Annotated in this window: 18 protein-coding genes; 16 read left to right on the top strand and 2 right to left on the bottom strand. The window is 30.4% G+C overall.

Annotated features, from left to right (window positions below):
- The first annotated feature begins 23 nt into the window (after positions 1-23).
- The 16 genes from CUEA01_RS11180 to CUEA01_RS11105 all read left to right on the top strand — a co-directional run bounded on the left by CUEA01_RS11180 (position 24) and on the right by CUEA01_RS11105 (position 19,765).
- Positions 24-764 carry a dihydroorotate dehydrogenase electron transfer subunit gene (locus CUEA01_RS11180; RefSeq protein WP_234121715.1) on the top strand — a complete coding sequence of 247 codons (741 nt, stop codon included), beginning with the start codon at positions 24-26 and terminating at the stop codon, positions 762-764.
- On the top strand, positions 757-1,653 hold the full coding sequence (locus tag CUEA01_RS11175) for a dihydroorotate dehydrogenase (protein WP_234121714.1): 897 nt from the start codon (positions 757-759) through the stop codon (positions 1,651-1,653). Before CUEA01_RS11180 ends, CUEA01_RS11175 begins: the two co-directional genes overlap by 8 nt.
- Positions 1,654-1,908: 255 nt before the next feature.
- Complete coding sequence (locus CUEA01_RS11170) at positions 1,909-2,613, top strand: arginase (RefSeq protein ID WP_234121713.1); 705 nt, start codon at positions 1,909-1,911, stop codon at positions 2,611-2,613.
- A gap of 75 nt (positions 2,614-2,688) precedes the next feature.
- On the top strand, positions 2,689-3,336 hold the full coding sequence (gene lepB / locus CUEA01_RS11165) for a signal peptidase I (protein ID WP_234121712.1): 648 nt from the start codon (positions 2,689-2,691) through the stop codon (positions 3,334-3,336).
- A 15-nt stretch (positions 3,337-3,351) separates the two neighbouring features.
- Positions 3,352-3,912: a signal peptidase I gene (gene lepB / locus CUEA01_RS11160; protein ID WP_234121711.1), complete on the top strand. Its 561-nt coding sequence runs from the start codon at positions 3,352-3,354 to the stop codon at positions 3,910-3,912.
- Between the two features lie 456 nt (positions 3,913-4,368).
- Positions 4,369-5,475 carry a glutamine-hydrolyzing carbamoyl-phosphate synthase small subunit gene (carA, locus tag CUEA01_RS11155; protein ID WP_234121710.1) on the top strand — a complete coding sequence of 369 codons (1,107 nt, stop codon included), beginning with the start codon at positions 4,369-4,371 and terminating at the stop codon, positions 5,473-5,475.
- 31 nt (positions 5,476-5,506) lie between these two features.
- Positions 5,507-8,695: a carbamoyl-phosphate synthase (glutamine-hydrolyzing) large subunit gene (gene carB / locus CUEA01_RS11150; RefSeq protein WP_234121709.1), complete on the top strand. Its 3,189-nt coding sequence runs from the start codon at positions 5,507-5,509 to the stop codon at positions 8,693-8,695.
- A 376-nt stretch (positions 8,696-9,071) separates the two neighbouring features.
- Positions 9,072-9,860 carry a hypothetical protein gene (locus tag CUEA01_RS11145; protein ID WP_234121708.1) on the top strand — a complete coding sequence of 263 codons (789 nt, stop codon included), beginning with the start codon at positions 9,072-9,074 and terminating at the stop codon, positions 9,858-9,860.
- A gap of 37 nt (positions 9,861-9,897) precedes the next feature.
- A complete protein-coding gene (locus CUEA01_RS11140; RefSeq protein WP_234121707.1) occupies positions 9,898-10,683 on the top strand; it encodes a sugar phosphate isomerase/epimerase family protein in 786 nt (261 codons plus the stop codon).
- 116 nt (positions 10,684-10,799) lie between these two features.
- Positions 10,800-12,095 carry a trigger factor gene (gene tig / locus CUEA01_RS11135; protein ID WP_234121706.1) on the top strand — a complete coding sequence of 432 codons (1,296 nt, stop codon included), beginning with the start codon at positions 10,800-10,802 and terminating at the stop codon, positions 12,093-12,095.
- Positions 12,096-12,220: 125 nt separating this feature from the next.
- Positions 12,221-12,802, top strand: coding sequence for an ATP-dependent Clp endopeptidase proteolytic subunit ClpP (gene clpP / locus CUEA01_RS11130; protein WP_234121705.1), 582 nt, complete (start codon positions 12,221-12,223; stop codon positions 12,800-12,802).
- A 30-nt stretch (positions 12,803-12,832) separates the two neighbouring features.
- Positions 12,833-14,131 carry an ATP-dependent Clp protease ATP-binding subunit ClpX gene (gene clpX, locus CUEA01_RS11125; RefSeq protein ID WP_234121704.1) on the top strand — a complete coding sequence of 433 codons (1,299 nt, stop codon included), beginning with the start codon at positions 12,833-12,835 and terminating at the stop codon, positions 14,129-14,131.
- A gap of 120 nt (positions 14,132-14,251) precedes the next feature.
- Positions 14,252-15,922 (top strand): ATP-dependent protease LonB, encoded by a 1,671-nt coding sequence (gene lonB / locus CUEA01_RS11120; RefSeq protein ID WP_234121703.1) that lies wholly within the window; start codon positions 14,252-14,254, stop codon positions 15,920-15,922.
- A 164-nt stretch (positions 15,923-16,086) separates the two neighbouring features.
- Positions 16,087-18,432 (top strand): endopeptidase La, encoded by a 2,346-nt coding sequence (gene lon / locus CUEA01_RS11115; RefSeq protein ID WP_234121702.1) that lies wholly within the window; start codon positions 16,087-16,089, stop codon positions 18,430-18,432.
- Positions 18,413-18,985: a ribosome biogenesis GTP-binding protein YihA/YsxC gene (yihA, locus tag CUEA01_RS11110; RefSeq protein WP_234121701.1), complete on the top strand. Its 573-nt coding sequence runs from the start codon at positions 18,413-18,415 to the stop codon at positions 18,983-18,985. The genes lon and yihA overlap by 20 nt, the downstream gene beginning before the upstream one ends.
- A 27-nt stretch (positions 18,986-19,012) precedes the next feature.
- A complete protein-coding gene (locus CUEA01_RS11105; protein WP_234121700.1) occupies positions 19,013-19,765 on the top strand; it encodes a CPBP family intramembrane glutamic endopeptidase in 753 nt (250 codons plus the stop codon).
- 159 nt (positions 19,766-19,924) lie between these two features.
- Here CUEA01_RS11105 and CUEA01_RS11100 read toward each other — a convergent pair whose 3' ends face one another.
- Together CUEA01_RS11100 and CUEA01_RS11095 are read right to left on the bottom strand one after the other, a co-directional pair.
- Positions 19,925-20,866 (bottom strand): hypothetical protein, encoded by a 942-nt coding sequence (locus tag CUEA01_RS11100; protein ID WP_234121699.1) that lies wholly within the window; start codon positions 20,864-20,866, stop codon positions 19,925-19,927.
- 90 nt (positions 20,867-20,956) lie between these two features.
- Positions 20,957-21,364: a transcriptional regulator PerR gene (locus CUEA01_RS11095; RefSeq protein WP_234121698.1), complete on the bottom strand. Its 408-nt coding sequence runs from the start codon at positions 21,362-21,364 to the stop codon at positions 20,957-20,959.
- Positions 21,365-21,438: the final 74 nt, after the last annotated feature.

The raw sequence follows: 21,438 nt of genomic DNA, 5'->3' as shown, positions 1-21,438 counted from the left end.
TTCACAATGGAGGAGAATTATTTATGAAAGAAAAGTATACTATAGAAAAAGTATATGAAAATATAAAAATTGAAGATGGAATATATAAATTAAGTATAAAGGGAAAATTTGATGTAAAACCAGGTCAGTTTTATTTGTTAAGGGCTTGGGATATGGAACCAGTATTATCCAGACCAATAAGTATACATGATGTTGACGAAGAAAAAATATCATTTTTATATGCAGTAGTTGGAAAAGGAACAAAAATTTTATCAGAACTTGAGGCTGGAGATGAAATAAAAATAACAGGACCTCTTGGAAATGGATTTGATGTAGAAAAGATAAAAGGTAAGGTTGCTATTGTTTGCGGCGGAATAGGTGCTGCACCAATGCTTTATCTAGCCAAGCAATTAAAAAAGTGCTCAGTAGATTTTTATGCAGGCTTTAGAACTGTGAGTAAAACTGTGGATAATGTGGAAAAATATGTTAACAATGTGAAGTTATCCACAGAAGATGGAAGTATTGGGCACAAGGGATATGTTACAGATTTACTTAAACCAGAAGCTTATGATATGGTTTTATGCTGTGGACCAGAGATTATGATGTATAAAGTTATAAAAATGTGTCAGAAGACTAGCACTCCTGTTTTTGTATCTATGGAAAATAAGATGGCTTGTGGTATAGGAGCATGTCTTGTGTGTACATGCAAAACTAAGGATGGAAGAAAAAGAACATGCAAAGAAGGTCCAGTATTTTTAGGAAGTGAGTTGATTTTAAATGACTAATGTAGATATATGCGGCGTTAATTTTAAAAATCCTGTTATTGCAGCTTCTGGAACATTTGGTTTTGGTCAGGAATATGCAAATTATTATGATGTATCAAAACTTGGAGGAATATCTTCTAAAGGTCTTACGATTAATCCTAAAGAAGGAAATGACGGATATAGAATTTTTGAAACTGCAAGTGGAATAATGAATAGTGTTGGACTTCAAAATCCTGGCGTTAGACATTTTATACAAGAAGAACTTTCTGAAATGAAACAATTTGAAACAGTTTGTATAGCAAATTTAGGCGGAGGCTCGGAAGAAGATTATATAGAGGGAATAAAACTTTTAAATGATACTACGGTTGATATGATAGAACTTAACATATCATGTCCTAATGTCAAACATGGTGGAATGGCTTTTGGAATAAAATCGGATGTAGCATATAAGGTCGTTTCTGAAGTAAAAAAAGTATGTAAAAAACCGCTTATGGTTAAATTATCTCCTAATGCAGAGGATATAGTCGATATGGCAGTTAAATGTGAAGAAGCAGGGGCAGATGCTATTTCTCTTGTAAACACTTTTAAAGCTATGGCTATAGACGTAAAGAGAAGAAAACCTGTTTTTGATAATGTATCAGCTGGACTTTCAGGTGCTGCTATAAAACCAATAGCTTTAAGAATGGTTTATGAGGTATGCAAGGCTGTAAAAGTTCCTGTTGTTGGAATGGGAGGAATAACAACCACCCAAGATGCAATTGAATTTATAATGGCAGGAGCACATGCAATTCAGGTCGGCACAGCAAACTTTATAAAACCTGATATATGTCTTGATATAATAGATGGAATAGAAAACTTCATGAAAAAAGAAGGAATAAATGATTTAAGTGAAATAAGAGGAATTATATAAGGCAATGCACAATTCACAGTTCACAATGCACAATGAAGGTTAATTTTTCTCCGTAAGTGGAGAAAAATCTAAAATTAATATATTTCAAGATTTTCTGCGATAACAGAAAATCCACCTTCATTGTGCATTGTGCATCGTGAATTGTGAATTGAATAAGTTGGGGTTGCTGCAAATATTAAATTACCATAAATTTTGCAGCAATCTTCTTTTATATATACAAAATTGTAGTATAATTATAACCAGAGGTGATTGCTGATGGTTAAGACCTTGCTTAGCATAGATTGGGATTATTTTATACCGATTAAAAGGGAATGGTGTGGTTCGTATTATGAGAGCGTAAAAAATATACAAGCCATTTGGTATAAAAGATATTTTAAGAGCAAAGAAATTGGACAAGATATAGTTAAGGAAGTTGTTCCGGGAAATATGTTGAATGTTTTTTGGAGAAAAGCAAAAGATAGATTTAATATTAAAAAAAATATCAATGTATATGTAACAGATTCACATAAATGGTCTTATGATATTGCAAAGGAAAATAACTGCAATTATGTTATTAATATAGATGCTCATTCTGATTTGGGATATGAAGGGCTTAATTCTTTTATGTTTGAGGTTAATTGTTCAAATTGGCTTGGAAAACTTTTGTATAACAAAATTGCAAAAAAATCTCTTATAATGTATAGTCCGTATACTTATGAAGATAAAAATGAATTTGAGGTGATAAATAAAAAATTCCAAGTTAACTATGTTGATTTTAATACAATAAAAAAAGATATTGATATTGATACTATACATATATGCAGATCAGGTATGTGGACACCACCATGGCTTGATGAAAGGTTCTATAGTTTTGCTAATGAAATAGAAGGAGAACATATTGTAGAACGTTGTCCGTATAGAAAATGGCAGGTTAACAATATAACACTATCTGAAAAGCTTGATTATTTATATTGCTCTTAATAATAAAAAAGTCGTATAATATAAAATAGCACTCAGCATGTAGAAATTTAACTATGAATAATGGAAGGTGAATAAATGGAAACTAACAATAAAAAATCTAGCGATAATGAAACTAATAACGAGGAATCTAAGATTGAAGAAATCAAAGCTAAAGAAGAAAGTAAAGAAGAAATTGAGAATAAGCCAAAAACTAAAAATGTTAAAAAAGAAGTAATGGGATATGTAATATCTATAGCCGTTGCAATTGTAGTTGCATTGTTATTTAGAACTTATGTGTTTGCTAGAGCTAATGTAGATGGACCATCAATGATGTCTACACTTCAAGATAAAGATGTAATATTTGTTGAAAAGCTTAGCTTGTATGCTGATAATATAAGAAAAGGTGAAATAGTTACTTTTGATTCTGGAAATCCAAATCATGATACATATGTAAAGCGAGTAATAGCTACTGCTGGTGACGAAGTAGAATTAATAGGTGGAAAAGTTTATTTAAATGGAAAGGCATTAAAAGAAACATATCTTGATCCAAACACATTTACACAAGGAGAAGGTTTCTTACACGAAAATCAAAAATACAAAGTCCCAGATGGATATATATTTGTTATGGGTGATCATAGAAGTGTAAGTGAAGATAGTAGAGATTTTGGACCAGTATCGCTTAAAGCATTAAATGGTCATGTTGTTTTTAGATTGTATCCTTTTAATAAAATTAAAATATTTTAAGGGGATGTGCAGGGGATGGAAATAAAGGATAATGAAAAAAATAAAAATGTTAAAAAAGAAATAGCTCAATATGTAATAACTATAGGCATTGCTATAGCAATTTCTTTACTATTTAGAACTTATGTGTTTGCTAGGGCTAATGTAGATGGTTCTTCAATGGTATCTACACTTAAAAATAAAGATGTGCTATTTGTTGAAAAAATTAGCCTATATACCAAAAATATAAAAAAAGGCGAAATAGTTACATTTAACTCTGGAGATTCAGCACATGAAACCTTTGTAAAAAGAGTAATAGCTACTGCGGGAGACGAGATAGAATTAAATTCTGGAAAAGTTTATTTGAATGGTAAGGTATTGAAGGAAAGCTATCTTGATCCGAATACCTATACAGGAGGCGAAAGCTTTTTGCATGAAAACCAAAGCTATAAAATTCCAAACGGATATATATTTGTACTTGGGGATAATAGAAGCATAAGTAAGGATAGCAGGGATTTTGGACCAGTGTCTCTTAAAGCATTAAATGGTCATGTCATACTAAGGGCGTACCCATTTGATAAAATAAAAACTTTTAAATAGTATTGACACTATAATGGAATAGTGATATTATAAATAAAGCAAATGAAAACTGAATATACCTTTAATGATTGGTCCAGAGAGGCTAAGAAGGATTTGGGAATATGTTTAAAATTTACTTAAAGTATTGTTATGTACATTAAGTCTTCTTTCTGGAGAAGGCTTTTATTATGCAGTTTTATAGTAAGTACATAATTAGGTGATTTTAAATATGATTTAGAATGTTACGGTTGTTTATAAACCTTCTGTCTTTGGCAGAAGGTTTTTTTTATAAATAATTGTATAAATATAAGAAAAGTTTGTTTGCATATTGTAAATAAAAAGTGGATAAAATAATCTGATGCCATTGACACTATTAAAAAATATGAGATAATATATGTATAATTATAATAATAAATGCATAATAAATCAAAGAAGTAACTTAGCGTAAGCTAATATTATAAAGAAGAGGTGTATTAAATGAAAGGCATAGTATACTTAGAAGATGGAACAGTTTTTGAAGGAAACGGATTTGGAAAATTAGGAACTGAAGTTGGAGAAATTGTTTTTAACACTTCAATGACAGGTTATCAAGAAATATTAACTGATCCTTCTTATGCAGGACAAATAGTAAACATGACATATCCTCTTATAGGAAATTATGGAGTAAACAGCGTTGAAAATCAATCAAACCGTGTGTACGCAAAAGGTTTTGTTGTAAAAAATGTAAGTGAAAATCCATCCAACTATATGAATGAAATGACTTTGGATGAAATGTTAAAGAAAATGAATATTGTTGGAATATATGGAGTTGATACTAGAAGCATAACTAAGAAAATAAGAAATGCAGGAGTAATGAAGTGTGTAATTTCAAATGAGATTTTTGAAATAAGTAAACTTAAAGAAATTATAGATTCAACGGAGATTGTAGATAGATACGTTTCTGAAGTTAGCACAAAAGAAATTTTACACATTGCTGGAACTGGATATAAAGTTGCAGTTATGGACTTCGGAATAAAAAATGATATAATAGAAAACTTAAAGGCAAGAAATTTTGATATAACTATATTCCCATATGATACTGATTATAAGAAGGTTTTAAGCATCAATCCTGATGGGTTATTTTTGAGTAATGGACCTGGAGATCCAAAGTCCATACCTAATGCGGTGAAAAATGTAGCAAAACTGTTAAAATGCTTACCTACTTTTGGAATATGCCTTGGTCATCAAATAATTGCACTTGCAATTGGAGGAAATACCTATAAAATGAAATATGGGCATAGAGGCGGAAATCATGGTATATATGATATTGAAAGAGATAAAGCATATATAACTGCACAAAATCACGGATATGCCGTAGATGAAGCAAGTATTTTGGATAAGAATATGGTAATAACACATAGAAACTTAAATGATGGAACTGTAGAAGGTATGAAATCGACTGAACTTCCAATATTCTCGGTTCAATTTCATCCAGAAGGTGCTCCTGGTCCTACAGATACAACAATATTATTTGAACAATTTGAGGAAAATATAAAGAGAAGCAAACTTCAAGATGATTCTTGCTTAGAAAAAGTAGCATACTAAAAAATACTGGATATAATAGAGGAGGATAATTATGCCTTTAGATAAAACAATAAAAAAAGTATTAATAATAGGTTCTGGTCCAATAATAATAGGTCAGGCAGCGGAATTTGATTACTCGGGAACTCAAGCTTGTAAGGCAATAAGAGAAGAAGGTATAGAAACAGTTTTAGTAAATAGTAATCCTGCAACTATAATGACAGATTCACATATTGCAGATAAAGTTTATATTGAACCTTTAACAGTTGAAGCATTAGCTGAAATAATTAAAAACGAAAAACCAGATGGTATACTTGCAGGTTTTGGAGGTCAGACAGCTTTAAATCTTGCGATGCAATTAAAAGAAAAAGGAGTGCTTACAGAAAATAATGTAAGGCTTCTTGGAATAAACAGTGAAGCTATAAAAAAGGCAGAAGATAGAGAAGCTTTTAAAGATTTAATGGAAGAAATTAATGAACCTATACCTAAGAGTATTATAGCTACGCATGTAGATGAATGTGTTGAGTTTGTAAATAAATACGGCCTTCCTGTTATAATAAGACCTGCATATACACTTGGAGGAACTGGCGGTGGAATAGCAACTACAATGGAAGAACTCCTTGAAATATGTTCAAGAGGTATAAAGCTTAGCCCTATTGGTCAAATACTTTTAGAACAAAGTGTTGCCGGTTGGAAGGAACTCGAATATGAAGTTATGAGAGACAAGAAAGATAACTGTATCATAGTATGTAATATGGAAAACTTAGATCCTGTTGGGGTACATACTGGAGATAGTATAGTTACAGCACCATCACAAACACTTAGAGATAAAGAATATCATATGCTTAGAAATTCAGCTCTTAAAATTATAAGAAATCTTAAAATTGAAGGTGGATGTAATATACAATTTGCTCTAGATCCTAAAAGTAGCAATTATATTGTAATAGAAGTTAATCCAAGAGTAAGCCGTTCTAGTGCTCTTGCATCAAAAGCAGCTGGTTATCCAATATCAAAAATTGCAGCTAAAATAGCAATTGGATATAGCCTTGACGAGCTTAAAAACTATGTAACAAAAAATTCAAGTGCATGTTTTGAACCGGCTTTAGATTATGTCGTAGTAAAAATACCAAAATGGCCTTTTGATAAATTCAATACAGCTGAGAGACATCTTGGAACACAGATGAAAGCTACTGGAGAAGTTATGGCCATAGATAGAACTTTTGAAAATGCACTTTTAAAGGCAGTCACTTCTATAGAAGGAAAAATGACTGGTCTTAGAATTGAAAAGTTCCAGTATACAACAGTAAGAGAACTTATTGAAAAAATAAAAATGCAGGACGATGAAAGAATATTTGCTATAGCTGAAGTGTTTAGAAGAGGCGTTGAAATAGAAAAAGTACATGAAATAACGCAAATTGATAAATGGTACTTAAATGGAATTAATAACATAGTAAAGATGGAAAAAGAACTTGAAGACAAAGATATAGAAGATAAAACTGAATCTATAAGAAAAGCTAAGAAAATGGGATTTACTGTTAAAGAAATAGCTAGATTAACTAGCATGTCAGAAAATAAAATATACAAGTTAACGGAAGATGTTAAACCAGTATACAAGATGGTTGATACTTGTAGCGGAGAGTTTGAGGCTGAAACACCATATTATTACTCATGCTATGAAAAAGAGGATGAAGATGAAATCACAGACGATAAAAAGATAATAGTTTTAGGTTCTGGTCCTATAAGAATAGGTCAAGGAATAGAATTTGATTATTGCTGTGTTCATGGAGTGTGGGCAATAAAAGAAGCAGGCTACAAATCAATTACCATTAATAATAACCCTGAAACAGTAAGTACAGATTTTGATACTGCTGATAAGCTTTATTTTGAATCACTTTATATAGATAATGTAATGGACATTATTGAAAAAGAAAAGCCAGAGGGGGTTATAGTTCAGCTTGGTGGTCAAACTGCAATAAATCTTGCTGGAAAACTTAATGAAAAAGGCGTTAAGATACTTGGAACTTCTTTTAACTCCATAGATCTTGCAGAAGACAGGGAAAAATTTAGTGAACTATTAAAGAAACTCGAAATTCCACAAGCACCAGGAACTGCAGTAACAAGTATGGAAGAAGCTTATGATGCAGTAGCTAAGCTTGGATATCCTGTAATCGTAAGACCATCTTATGTAATAGGCGGACGTGCGATGCAGGTTGTTTATGATATGGCAGGTCTTCAAAAGTATATGAGAGAGGCAGTTACACTTTCAACGGAGCATCCAGTGTTAATTGATAGATATATAAAAGGAACAGAAATAGAAGTTGATACAATAGCAGATGGTGAAGATATACTTATGCCTGGAATTATGGAACATATTGAAAGAACAGGAGTGCATTCTGGAGATAGTATAACAATGTATCCTTATCATACACTTCCAGAAGAAGTTATACAAACACTTACTAAATATACGAACAAACTTGCAAAGGCTCTCGAAGTAAAGGGACTTATGAATATACAGTACGTTTATGATGGAAAAAAAGTATATGTAATAGAAGTAAATCCTAGAGCATCAAGAACAGTGCCTATATTAAGTAAAGTAACCGGTGTCCCAATGGTTAAGCTTGCAGTTGAAATTATAACAGGCAAAAAGCTTAAAGATCTTGGTTATGGCACAGGTTTAAAGAGAGATAATAAGCTATATGCTGTAAAAGTACCTGTATTTTCAAATGAAAAACTTGCAAATGTAGATACTTATTTAGGACCTGAAATGCGTTCTACAGGAGAAGTAATGGGTGTAGATAAGAAATTTGAAATGGCAATCTACAAGGGATTTAGGGCAGCAGGCTATAATATACCAACTGAAGGAAATTTATATGTTTCAGTTAAAGATGTAGATAAAGAAGAAAGCGTACCATTAGTAAAAAAATATAAGGAACTTGGATATAAAATTTATGCCTCAAAAGGAACTGGAGACTTCTTAATGGGAAAGGGAGTTGAATGCAAGGTTCTTACATTGAATGAACTTATGAAAGCCATTGATGATGAGAAGGTAAATTTAATAATAAATGCTCCAACAAAAGGAAATATAGTTGGTACAACAGGCTTTAGAATAAGAAGAAAAGCAGCTGTATATAGGGTGCCAGTATTTACATGTATTGACACGGCAGAAGCTTTTGTAACTGCTATTGAAGTACAGAAGCAAAATAAAAAAGTAGAATATTTACCTATGAAAGAATACTTTAAATAAAGATAAACAATCTGGAAGATTGAAATTGCTAATACCCAATTTATACTGTTAAATTACAATTTAACTAAGAGTACGGAGTACAGAGTACAGTGAAGGATGCTTTTTCTACGAGAGCGTAGAAAAAGCTAAGAACTTATTTTTTTATTGCTTACGCAATACCGCTATAGATAGCGTTAAGCGAAGCTGATACATTTAAGTTTAAGATTTACCTGAGAGAATCGAAAGGTAAATCATCCTTCACTGTACTCTGTACTCCGTCATCTGTACTCTGCTTTTTTATAACTATAAAAAATTTCACTAATTTACAAAAAATTATTATTAAAATACACCCATATGAGGTATAATAAAGTAGATAATTACTTAGGGGGGTTGAAAATTGGGTAGACCAAGTATTTTTAGCAGTCAATATGAAAAACAGTTAAAAAGAAAGAAGAGGATAAAACGAGCAACTATATTTTTGGCTGTGTGCATTGCGATCGTAGTAATTATACGAGTGTATTTAGGAATAAATTTTAAAGGCGCAAACTTTAAAGAAATGGCAGCAAAATTTCAGACGTCAACAACTAAAAAGGATACAAATACATCAAAATCACATGACGTTGTAATTAAGAGCAAAACTAAAACGGATACTAAAAAAAGCGTTGATAAAACAGCAAATATACAATTAACTAATGATAAACAAGTAATTGTCACTTATGGAGACAACAAAAAGATAAAATCAGTTAATTTGAATGGATTAGATGGTGAATATAATATAAGTCCTTCAGCTCAAAGTGTGATAATTTATCAAAAGGCAGGACAAAATATATTTTATATAGATTCAAATGGGACTGCTTCAGATATAACATATAAAACATATAGTTCAACAAGTGGTATGGTATTTTCGAAGGATGACGTACTTAAAAACAATCCAAATTATGTTTGGTGTGCATCACCAAAGTTTATTGATGATAATACAATTGTATATATATCACAGGTTCCTTGGTTTGATAATAGACCAGATAAATATATTTGGAGAATTAACCTTACAGATAAATCTTATGGTAACACAAATTTACATGGAAATGATGTAAAAATCAATGATGTAAGTGCAGATAAAGGAATACAAATAGTCACAGATGGTAATACGCAATATATGAAAGCAGATGGAACTGTTTCAAACTAAAAAGAATTTATAGTTTAAAAGAAGTGGAGTTGGTTAGTTGAATATAGGATTATCATCAGCAGTTTTTTATCCAGAGGTAAACACAGAAAATGCTGTATCGGTGATAAGTAAACTTGGATTTAAGAGTGCTGAAATTTTTTTAAATAGTCCGTCTGAATATGAGGAGGATTTTGTAAGTAAGCTTGTTTATGAAAAAAACAAATATAACTTAAATATAAACTCGGTGCATGCTTTTTCATCTTCTTTTGAACCATATATTTTTGATTCATATAAACGAAGAAGAGATGATATGCTTGCCTATTTTAAAAAGGTTTGCAGAGCAGGCAGCAGGCTTGGAGCATCATGCTATACTTTTCATGGGATGAAATATCAAGATATAAGACATATTAATAAAAAGCTAATAGTTGATGTGTATAATGAACTTACATATATAGCGTTAGAAAATGATATAAAATTAGCTCAAGAAAATGTGTCATGGTGCATGTCAAGTAATTTAGAGTTTATTAAGTTTATAAGTGAAAAATGCAGATATGATTTATATTTCACAATGGATATTAAGCAGGCGTATAGAGCCGGAGTTGATCCATGTGAATATATAAATTGTATGGGAAAAAAGCTCATTAATTTTCATATAAATGATAAGGACGATAAAAATTCATGTCTTCTGCCGGGCAAAGGTAATGTTGATTATGGTAGAATTTTTGATAAATTACAAAGTATAAATTATCTGGGAAACTTGATAATAGAAGTTTATAAAGAAAATTTTTCATCTTATGATGAGTTAATTTATACCAAAAAAAAATTAGAAAAGTTTTTACAATAATCTAAATTATGTTATAATATATAAATGTGAATTAAAATTGTTTGTAAATAACTATTTTTATATGTTATAATATTTAAGTTAATAAGTAAGGTACTTTAGTAGGAGGAATATTCATTATGAACGTAAATATGGAAAAAGTAGAAAAGAACGTTATAAAATTCGACATAACAGTTGAAGCTGCAAAATTTAATGCGGCTATTACAAAGGCATATAATAAAAACAGAGGAAAATATAACATACCAGGATTTAGAAAAGGAAAAGCTCCTTTTGCAATAATAAAACAATATTATGGTGTTGGCGTGTTTTATGAAGATGCAATAAACTATTGTATAGATGAAACATATCCTGAAGTTATAAAGGAACATAATATAGAACCAGTAGCATATCCTGAAATAGATGTAGTAACATTAGAAGAAGGAAAAGATTTTGTATATACTGCAAAGGTTACTGTTAAGCCAGAAGTTGAACTTGGAGAATATAAAGGTGTAACAGTTAAAAAAGTTGAATACTTAGTTTCAGACGAAGATGTAGAAAATGAATTAAAGAAAATGCAAGAAAAAAATGCAAGAATTGAATCAAAAGAAGAAGGAGAAGCAGTTGAAAAAGGAAACTTAGCTGTTATCGACTTTGAAGGATTTGTAAATGATGTTGCATTTGAAGGTGGAGAAGGAACAGATTTCACTCTTGAAATAGGAAGTGGAACTTTCATAGATAACTTTGAAGATCAACTTATAGGCGCTAAAAAAGGTGATCATGTAACAGTTAATGTAACTTTCCCAGAAGAATATGGTAAGGAAGAATTAAATGGTAAACCAGCTAGATTTGAAGTTGATGTTAAAGATATAAAAATAAAAGAAATGCCTGCACTTGATGATGAATTTGCAAAAGAAATATCTGAATTTGATACTTTAGATGAAGTTAAAGCTGATATAAGAAAGAAAATTGAAGAATCTAATGAAGAAAGAGCTAAAGTTGAATTTGAAGATAAAGTAGTAGATGCAGTAACTGCAAATGCTAAAATCGATGTTCCAGAAGTAATGATAAAAGCTGAAACTGATACTATGCTTAAAGAATTAGAACAAAGATTAAGTTATCAAGGTTTAGACCTTAAATCATACTATCAATTTACAAATAGTTCTGAAGAAAAAGTTAGAGATTTCATGAAAGAAACAGCTGAAAAAAGAGTAAGAACTAAATTAGTTATAGAAAAAGTAGCTGAAGTTGAAAAAGTAGAAGCTACTGAAGAAGAATTAAAAGAAAAGGCAATGGAAGTTGCAAAACAATATACTGATAAAGATTTAGACAAAATGGCAGAACTTGTATTACAAGCTCAAAAAAGTTTGATTGAAAAAGATGTTGTTAATAGTAAAGTTATAGACTTAGTGGTAAAAAGCGCTAAAGTTGAAGCTTAAAATATTATAAATTTTGATTAGGAAATAGAAAATATAGCATAATATATAAAAAGAAGTTAATTGCCAGGAAATTTCTTGGCAATTAATTTTAAATAAAATTATAGAATTATTAGGAGGGGATTTATATGAGTTTAGTTCCTTATGTAGTTGAACAAACTAATAGAGGTGAAAGATCTTACGATATATATTCAAGATTATTAAAAGATAGGGTTATTTTTCTTGGAGAAGAAGTAAATGATACATCAGCTAGTTTAGTTGTTGCACAATTATTATTTTTGGAAAGTGAAGATCCTGATAAAGATGTTTATCTTTACATAAACAGTCCTGGTGGATCAATAACTGCAGGAATGGCTATTTATGATACAATGCAGTATATAAAATGTGATGTTTCTACAATTTGTATAGGTATGGCTGCTTCTATGGGATCATTTTTACTTACAGCTGGTGCTAAAGGAAAAAGATTTGCACTCCCTAATAGTGAAATAATGATACATCAGCCTCTTGGTGGATTCCAAGGTCAGGCTACAGATATTAGCATTCATGCTAATAGAATTCTTCATATAAAGAAGAAACTTAATACTATATATAGTGAAAGAACAGGAAAGCCTCTTGAAGTTATAGAAAGAGATACTGAAAGAGATAACTTTATGGATGCATTTGAGGCTAAGGAATACGGCCTTATAGATGATGTAATAACTAGTCACTAAAAAGAATAACCTTTTGAAAGAGGTGTAGAAATGGCAAAGTTTGATGATAAAAAACAATTACGTTGTTCTTTCTGCGGCAAAAGTCAAGATCAGGTTAGAAGATTAATAGCAGGACCTGGAGTATATATTTGTGATGAATGTATAGAACTATGTTCAGAAATAATTGCTGATGAATTTGAAGAAAATCCTCAGGTTGATGTAGGATCACTGCCAAAACCTTCAGAAATTAAAAAATACCTTGATCAATATGTAATAGGCCAGGATAAAGCAAAAAAATCATTATCTGTTGCAGTTTATAATCATTATAAAAGAATAAATTCAAACGTAGCAACTAATGATGAAGTTGAATTGCAAAAAAGTAATATAATGCTTTTAGGACCTACAGGCTGCGGTAAGACATTGCTCGCACAGACATTAGCTAAATTTTTAAATGTTCCATTTGCAATTGCAGATGCAACTACTTTAACTGAGGCTGGATATGTTGGCGAAGATGTAGAGAATATTCTTTTAAAGCTTATTCAAAATGCTGATTATGATGTTGAAAGAGCTGAAAAAGGTATTATATACATTGATGAAATTGATAAGATAGCAAGAAAATCTGAAAATCCTTCAATTACTAGAGATGTATCTGGAGAAGGTGTTCAGCAAGCACTATTAAAAATACTTGAAGGTACTGTTGCTTCAGTTCCACCTCAAGGTGGAAGAAAGCATCCTCATCAAGAATTTATACAAATAAATACAACGAATATACTATTTATTTGTGGTGGTGCTTTTGATGGTATCGACAAAATCATTGAAAAGAGAACAAGGGTTAGTTCTATTGGATTTGGGGCTGATGTTCAATCTAAAAAGGAAAAAGATGTAGGAGAATTGCTTAAAGAAATTATGCCTAGTGATCTTTTGAAATTTGGATTAATACCTGAATTTATAGGAAGACTTCCTATAATAGTTACTTTAAGTTCACTTGATAAAGAGGCACTTGTAAAAGTTCTATCACAACCGAAGAATGCCCTTGTAAAGCAGTATAAAAAATTATTTCAAATGGATAATGTAGAGCTTGAATTTGAGAAAGAGGCACTTGAAGAAATTGCAAATGAAGCAATTGAAAGACGCACAGGTGCTAGAGGATTAAGAGCAATTTTGGAAGAGATGATGAATGAAACTATGTTTGAAATCCCATCTAGGGAAGACATTGAAAAGGTAATAATAACAAAAGAAACAATAAAGAGTAAAAAGCCAGAATTATTACTTAGTGAAGGTGGCAAAAAACTTCCATCTCCGAAGAAAGCAGATGAAATAAAGAAGAAAAAAGATATAGAAACTGCATAAATCATTTGAATAAAAAGGAATAGTTAATATTTTAGCTATTCCTTTTGTATATTTGTATATTAGAAGATAAAATATCACATAATATTGTAAGAGAATAAAATAAGTGGAGGCGCTTGTATAATGGCTACAATATTAATGTTGATAGAGATAGTTTTTACAGTAATTATAGGTCTATATTTTTTTAATGCTTTAAAGGGGCAAAAGTCAAGCAAAATTGTTGTTGATAAAGAAAATAGAAAAGAAATGGATAATTTAGATAAAATGAAACGCATAAAGCTTTCAGTACCACTATCTGAAAAAAGCAGGCCATCAAAGTTTGAAGAAGTGATAGGGCAAGAAAAAGGTATTAGAGCATTAAAAGCGGCAATTTGCGGACCTAATCCACAACATGTTATAATATATGGACCACCGGGAGTTGGAAAAACTGCTGCTGCAAGATTGGTTCTTGAATATGCCAAACAATGTTCATATTCACCATTTGGAAGCCAAGCGAAGTTTGTTGAAATAGATGCTACTACTGTAAGATTTGATGATAGGGGAATAGCTGATCCACTTATAGGTTCTGTTCATGATCCAATTTATCAAGGCGCAGGTGCACTTGGAGTTGCTGGTATACCTCAACCTAAGCCAGGAGCTGTCACTAAGGCACATGGTGGAATACTCTTTATTGATGAAATTGGTGAACTTCACCCTGTAGAGCTAAACAAACTTTTGAAGGTGTTGGAGGATAGAAAGGTATTTTTTGATAGCTCATATTATAATTCATCAAATACAAATATGCCTAATTATATAAGAGAAGTTTTTGAAAATGGGCTTCCAGCTGATTTTAGACTCATAGGTGCTACAACAAGAAATCCAGAAGAAATTAACCCTGCAATTCGTTCAAGATGTGTTGAAATATTTTTTAGAAGTTTAAATCCAAATGAAATAGAGGTTATAGCAAAAAATGCGGTTGAAAAAATAAATATACATATTGAAAATGAGGCTTTAAAATTAATAAGTAAATATGCTTCAAATGGTAGGGAAGCAGTTAATTTAATTCAACTTGGTTCTGGTATTGCACTTAATGATAAAAATTATATAATAACAGTAAAAGATGTAGAATGGATTATAGAAAATGGTCAATATTCACCTCGCTTTGATAAGAGAATAAATGATGTACCTAGGGTTGGATATGTAAATGGAGTTGGCGTTTTTGGAAGCAATAATGGTGCATTAATGGAAATTGAGGCTACAGCCATTAGGGTTGGAGGAAATAATGGCAGAGTAAAGACTACTGGCATAGTGGAAGAAGAAGAGATAGATACTTATCATAAAAAAATGAAGAAGATGAGCAGTGCTAGATGTTCTATAGAAAATGCGCTTACAATGTTAGAAAAAGTATTTGAAATTAATGTGTATGATTATGACATTCATGTTAATTTTACAGGTGGGATTCCAGTTGATGGTCCTTCCGCTGGAATAAGTATAGCTTGTGCAATTTACAGTGCAATAATAAATATTAGTGTTGATAATAAAATTGCGATGACTGGGGAAATAACACTTTATGGAGATGTTAAACCAGTTGGTGGAGTAAATACAAAAATAAATGTTGCAGCAAAAGCTGGAGTAGAAAAAGTTTTGATACCATATGATAATTATCAAAATTGCTATGCAAGTTATGAAAATATAAAAGTTATTCCAGTAAAAAATATAAAAGAAGTGTTTAAATATGCTTTATTGACTAATAAAAATATCAATGAATTTATTGAAAACAAGCAAAAGATACTTACTGCAAAAGGAATAAATTAAGAAAAGTTTTAAATTTATTTTTATATAGTGATAAACCATGCGAAACTTCAAAATTAATTTGTATCAAAATGACATCTTCTAGGCATTATAGTGCATATGAATTTTAATAGTTGAGCTGGTATATCTATAGATTAAATTACATTTTGAAAGGTAGGGGAGAAAAAGTGAAAAATAATAAAGAAATTCTTCCTTTAATCCCATTAAGAGGGCTTATAGTATTTCCATATATGGTAACGCATTTTGATGTAGGTAGACAAAAGTCTATTCTTGCATTAGAGGATGCCATGATAAAAGAGCAAAGAGTATTCTTAGTTTCCCAAAAGGATGCAAAGGTTGAAGATCCAGATGAAAAAGATATAAATGAGATAGGAACAATATGCAGCATTAAGCAAATACTAAGATTACCTGGAGATGCGGTTAGAGTTTTAGTAGAAGGAATAAGTCGTGCTAAAATAGATAAATACATAGAAAAAGATCCTTTTATTAAGAGCGGTGTAGAAGAATTAATTGATACAGATGATTATGACAAAACAGAAGCAGAAGCACTTATGAGGCTTATAGAAAAGTCATTTAAAAAGTATATACAATTATCTGGTGTTGTCCCTAAGGATGCTTTGTCATCAGTAGAGGATATAGCTATTCCAGGAAGGTTTGCGGATATTATAAGTTCATATCTTGTGATAAATGAAGATGATAAGCAAGAAATGCTTGAAGCTTTTGATCAAGTAGAAAGACTTGAAGTGCTATTAAAAATATTAAAAAATGAACTTCAAATTTTAGAACTTGAAAGGAAAATTGGAACTAAAGTTAAAGAAAAAATAGACAAAACTCAAAAAGAATATTATCTAAGAGAGCAAATTAAGATAATGAAGGAAGAACTAGGCGAAGATGATGAGGAAAAGGATGAAATAAAAAGATATAAGAATAAAATTTCTAAAGCAAAATTGCCTGCTGAAGCAAAAGAGAAAGCGTTATATGAACTTAAAAAATTAGAAAATATGGGAAGCTACTCATCAGAAGGTGGTGGAATAAAAACTTATATTGACTGGATTTTAGATCTTCCGTGGAATAAAAAAACAAAGGATAATCTTGATATAAAACATGCTAGAGAAATTTTTAATAAGGAACATTATGGACTTGAGGATGTTAAAGAGAGAATTATAGAATACCTTGCAGTTAAGAAAATGAGTAATTCGCTAAGAGGACCTATACTTTGTCTTGTTGGACCTCCTGGAGTTGGTAAAACATCTATAGCGAGATCAATAGCTAATGCTGTAAATAGAAATTTTGTAAGAATGTCTCTAGGTGGAGTAAATGATGAGGCAGAAATAAGAGGTCATAGGAGAACATATGTAGGAGCAATACCAGGTAGAATAATATATGGTATGAAAAAGGCAAAATCAAAAAATCCGTTATTTCTTCTTGATGAAATTGACAAAATGAGTTCAAATTATAAAGGGGAATCAGCGGATGCACTGCTAGAAGTTTTAGATAGCGAACAAAATACCACTTTTAGAGATCATTTTTTGGAACTTGATTTTGATTTGTCAGATGTAATGTTTGTAACAACGGCTAATACTTTAGAGACAATACCTATGCCACTTCTTGATAGAATGGAAATTATTGAAGTATCAGGCTATACTTATGAAGAAAAATTCCATATAGCTAAAAATTATCTTATTTCAAAACAATTAAAACAACATAATATAGAAGATGAGGATAAAATAAAATTTATGGATTCTTCAATATATTATATAATAGAAAACTATACAAGAGAATCTGGCGTAAGAAACCTTGAAAGAAAAATAGCAACAGTTATTAGAAAAGCTATAGCTGAAATTGTTGAAAAGAATAAGAAAAGCATAAATATAAATACTAATCAAGTTAAGAAGTATTTAGGTACAGATGTTTATACTTTTGAAAAAATAGGCAAGGAAGATAAGATTGGAGTTGTAACAGGTATGGCATGGACAGCTTATGGAGGAGACACTCTTCCAGTTGAAGCAGTAGTAATGCCTGGCAATGGAAAACTTCAATTGACAGGACAACTTGGAGATGTTATGAAGGAGTCAGCTGAAGCTGGTTATAGCTATGTAAGAGCTAATGCTGAAAAATACAATATAAATAATGAGTTTTACAAGGATAAAGATGTGCACATACATGTTCCAGAAGGTGCAGTGCCAAAAGACGGACCGTCTGCCGGCGTAACAATGATAACAGCACTTGTTTCTGCTTTAAGTGGAAGAAAGGTTAAGCATAATGTGGCAATGACTGGTGAGATAACTTTAACCGGTAGGGTACTAGCCATAGGAGGACTTAAAGAAAAAACTTTAGCTGCATATAGAGCTGGTGTTGATACAATAATAATTCCTAAAGAAAATGAAAAGGATATTAAAAAAATATCAAAATCAGTAAGAGAAAAACTCAATTTTATACTTGCAGAAGAGATAGATACTGTACTTGAAAATGCTTTGATAGGTGGTATTAATAATGGAAATAAAACAAGCTGAATTTATAATTTCAGCAGCATATAAAACACAATTCCCGGCAGATGCTAAGGTTGAAATTGCTTTTGTTGGAAGATCTAATGTTGGTAAATCATCAATAATAAATACTTTAACAAATAGGAGAAAGCTTGTAAAAACAAGTGGTACTCCAGGTAAAACTAGACTTGTTAATTTTTTTATGATAAATAATGAGTTTTATTTTGTTGATTTGCCAGGTTATGGATATGCAAAAGTATCTAAAAGCCAACTTGAAAATTGGGCAACGACTATAGAAAATTATCTTATTGGAAGAAGGCAACTTAAAAAAGTAATATTACTTGTTGATTCAAGACATAAGCCTTCAAAAGATGATATAACAATGTATGAATGGATTAAGCACTTTGGATATGAATGTATGGTAGTGGCAACTAAGAGTGATAAAATAACTAAAAATGAAAAGTTTAAAAATGAAAAAATAATAAGAGAAACTTTGCAAATGGATAAGGATGAAAAGTTATACTTTTTTTCATCACTTAATAGAAGTGGCAAAGAAGAAATTTTAGATAACTTATTTTAAAGTAGGCCATATATATGGGGGATAGAGATGGGTGAAATTTTAGTTAATGTGCTTGTGTTGGTTTTGATATATATTACCCCTTTGGTGGTATTTATTAATTATTCAAGAAAGTTAAATATTGGGAATTTGCTTAAAATATTATTTACAATCTTGTATATATTGGGAGTGATTTTAACTGCCAATTTTATGGACAATCTTTTTCCATTTGTTTTAGTTATATTGTCAATTCTAATTTTGCATCGAGAAAAGCGAAATAGAGATATAAATGGAGAGGTAGTTACCGATGAGCAAATTCCTTATGACAGATTTAATTTTAGCTTTATAAAGAATAACTGGATAAAAATAATTATGTATTCAATGATTTTGTATGTGGTAAATATTGTGATTTCATTGATTTTTGAATGGATCTTTTCGAAATTTAGTATAAAGGTCACACAGCAAGAAGTAGTAAACGACATGCAAAAAATGTCTATAATGGGATTGTTGAAATACATACCAATAAGTTTAATTTTTGCTCCAATATTAGAGGAATTTATATTTAGGTATGTATTATTCGAAAGATTGTTTACGAAAAAATTAGGAATATATATTTCCAGTATTTTATCCAGTGTTTTATTTGCAGCTTTACATTATAACTTGCAAGCATTCCCGGTTCTTTTATTTTTAGCTATTGAAAATTGTTTTTTAATTCATAAAAAGGGGTATTGGTATTCTGTTGGAAATCACATGCTTTTTAACTCAATGACTGTAATTACAATTTTAATTAGTAAAATAAAATAAATATATTTATACTGAATAAAAGTAATGAAAGTGGTTATCATATATTAATGTGAGTGGAGAATATATCTCCATTTGGTGTAAAATGAGGGCTTAGAGCTTTTGTTTTATGCTAAAACCCCCCATCCCCCTTGGGATCGCTAGTTGCGGTCCCATTCTTTTTTAGTTAAAGCATAAGCTTGTTATTTTAAAGGAATAAGGTTTCGAGTTGTCTTCAGAGCTTTTTAAAAATACTTGAAATGAATAATTTTTTATTTTTTGGTTGTCTAAATTAGATATAGCTTTAAAGTTTAATTTCCATTTAACTTGAGATATTTCCCCATCCTTATCGTATTCTGTATCTGAAAAAGAACCATCCTCAAAAACATATTTATTATTGTCAACAGTTAATTTGTTTATTAAAGCAGAAGAGTTATCAAAAGTGTTAGGATAAAATATATCGCTAGGGATTTTGGTAGTTTGAACATGTATGTTTTGGACATAATTTATAAGTTCTGCTATTGTATCCTTTCCAATAAAATTTTCGGGATAATCGCAATTATAATTTTTTAATTTATTTCTAACTAGAATATAATTTGAAAAATCTATTCTAGAATTAAAATAATTAGCAGATATTATTTTAGGAGTTTCATTATTATGGCTATTAACTAGGCCTATAATATTGTTATAATTAGAAAGAACATCTTTAAAGTTATGGTTGTCCCATATAAACATATGTTGAATAGCAGTATCATTTTGAGAGGTTTGAATAAAAATTTCACACAGCTTGTCCCTGGATACATCAGCTAAAGTAAGGGTTAAAGGCCAATAGTTCTTATAAGAACCCATTGTATTTACTAATTTACTTGGTTCAAGTATATAGCTATTTTTGTTACAGTTAACTTGTACAAAATATTTGCCTTTGTTAGTTTTTATGTAAACAGGATCATTAATGCCATCACCATTTAAATCATGATTTTTTATTATTATATCTTTTGAAAAAACATTAAAGGTGGAAACTGACTTTTTTGATGAGATAAAGACAATAAAAAGTATAAATAATGATAATAAAAAAATTATATAGTAAATATGCTTTCGTTTAATAAATACAACTTTTAATTTCAAATTAATCACCCCACATATAATTAACATACTTAATTATATGTGGGGCGATTAGGAAATATTAATGATATTCTCATATGCAGTTATACAGAATTATTTGCAGTCTTTACATATTCCATAAAAGTATACTTGATTAGATACGACTTCGTATTCTGTATAAGGCGCTACTTCCTGATTTAAGTTTTTGAAAGTTATATTACAAATATCATCAACTTTACCACAAGACAAACATTGAATATGAGGATGAGGTTCCACGTTTCCATCATATCTAAAATTGCCTTCACCAACATTTAATTCTTGCACTAAATTTACCTCTACAAGTGTTTTTAGAGCTTTATAGACTGTAGCTAAACTCATGGTAGGATAATCCTCTTGTAATGCCTTGTAGATAACTTCAGCAGAAGGATGCTCTTTTGTTGATTGTAGATATTTATATACTGCAATTCTCTGTGGTGTTAATTTTAATTTTTTTTCTTTAAAAGTTGCTGAGATACTGTTCATACAAACAAATCCTTTCTAATAGATTATTTATATTATATAATAAAAATTATTAGTTGTCAAAACGGAAATTATAG

Origin of the sequence: Clostridium hydrogenum (assembly GCF_021432385.1) — a bacterium.
Lineage (GTDB): Bacteria > Bacillota > Clostridia > Clostridiales > Clostridiaceae > Clostridium_S > Clostridium_S hydrogenum.
The sequence above is the reverse complement of the archived record's forward strand: the minus strand, read 5'-3'. Positions and strand labels throughout refer to the sequence as shown.

What these genes read in the sequence shown, in the direction of transcription:
- CUEA01_RS11180 (WP_234121715.1), top strand. Translation starts at nt 24, where the DNA reads ATGAAAGAAAAGTATACTATAGAAAAAGTATATGAAAATATAAAAATT.
- CUEA01_RS11175 (WP_234121714.1), top strand. Translation starts at nt 757, where the DNA reads ATGACTAATGTAGATATATGCGGCGTTAATTTTAAAAATCCTGTTATT.
- CUEA01_RS11170 (WP_234121713.1), top strand. Translation starts at nt 1,909, where the DNA reads ATGGTTAAGACCTTGCTTAGCATAGATTGGGATTATTTTATACCGATT.
- lepB (WP_234121712.1), top strand. Translation starts at nt 2,689, where the DNA reads ATGGAAACTAACAATAAAAAATCTAGCGATAATGAAACTAATAACGAG.
- lepB (WP_234121711.1), top strand. Translation starts at nt 3,352, where the DNA reads ATGGAAATAAAGGATAATGAAAAAAATAAAAATGTTAAAAAAGAAATA.
- carA (WP_234121710.1), top strand. Translation starts at nt 4,369, where the DNA reads ATGAAAGGCATAGTATACTTAGAAGATGGAACAGTTTTTGAAGGAAAC.
- carB (WP_234121709.1), top strand. Translation starts at nt 5,507, where the DNA reads ATGCCTTTAGATAAAACAATAAAAAAAGTATTAATAATAGGTTCTGGT.
- tig (WP_234121706.1), top strand. Translation starts at nt 10,800, where the DNA reads ATGAACGTAAATATGGAAAAAGTAGAAAAGAACGTTATAAAATTCGAC.
- clpP (WP_234121705.1), top strand. Translation starts at nt 12,221, where the DNA reads ATGAGTTTAGTTCCTTATGTAGTTGAACAAACTAATAGAGGTGAAAGA.
- clpX (WP_234121704.1), top strand. Translation starts at nt 12,833, where the DNA reads ATGGCAAAGTTTGATGATAAAAAACAATTACGTTGTTCTTTCTGCGGC.
- lonB (WP_234121703.1), top strand. Translation starts at nt 14,252, where the DNA reads ATGGCTACAATATTAATGTTGATAGAGATAGTTTTTACAGTAATTATA.
- yihA (WP_234121701.1), top strand. Translation starts at nt 18,413, where the DNA reads ATGGAAATAAAACAAGCTGAATTTATAATTTCAGCAGCATATAAAACA.
- CUEA01_RS11105 (WP_234121700.1), top strand. Translation starts at nt 19,013, where the DNA reads ATGGGTGAAATTTTAGTTAATGTGCTTGTGTTGGTTTTGATATATATT.
- CUEA01_RS11095 (WP_234121698.1), bottom strand. Translation starts at nt 21,364, where the DNA reads ATGAACAGTATCTCAGCAACTTTTAAAGAAAAAAAATTAAAATTAACA.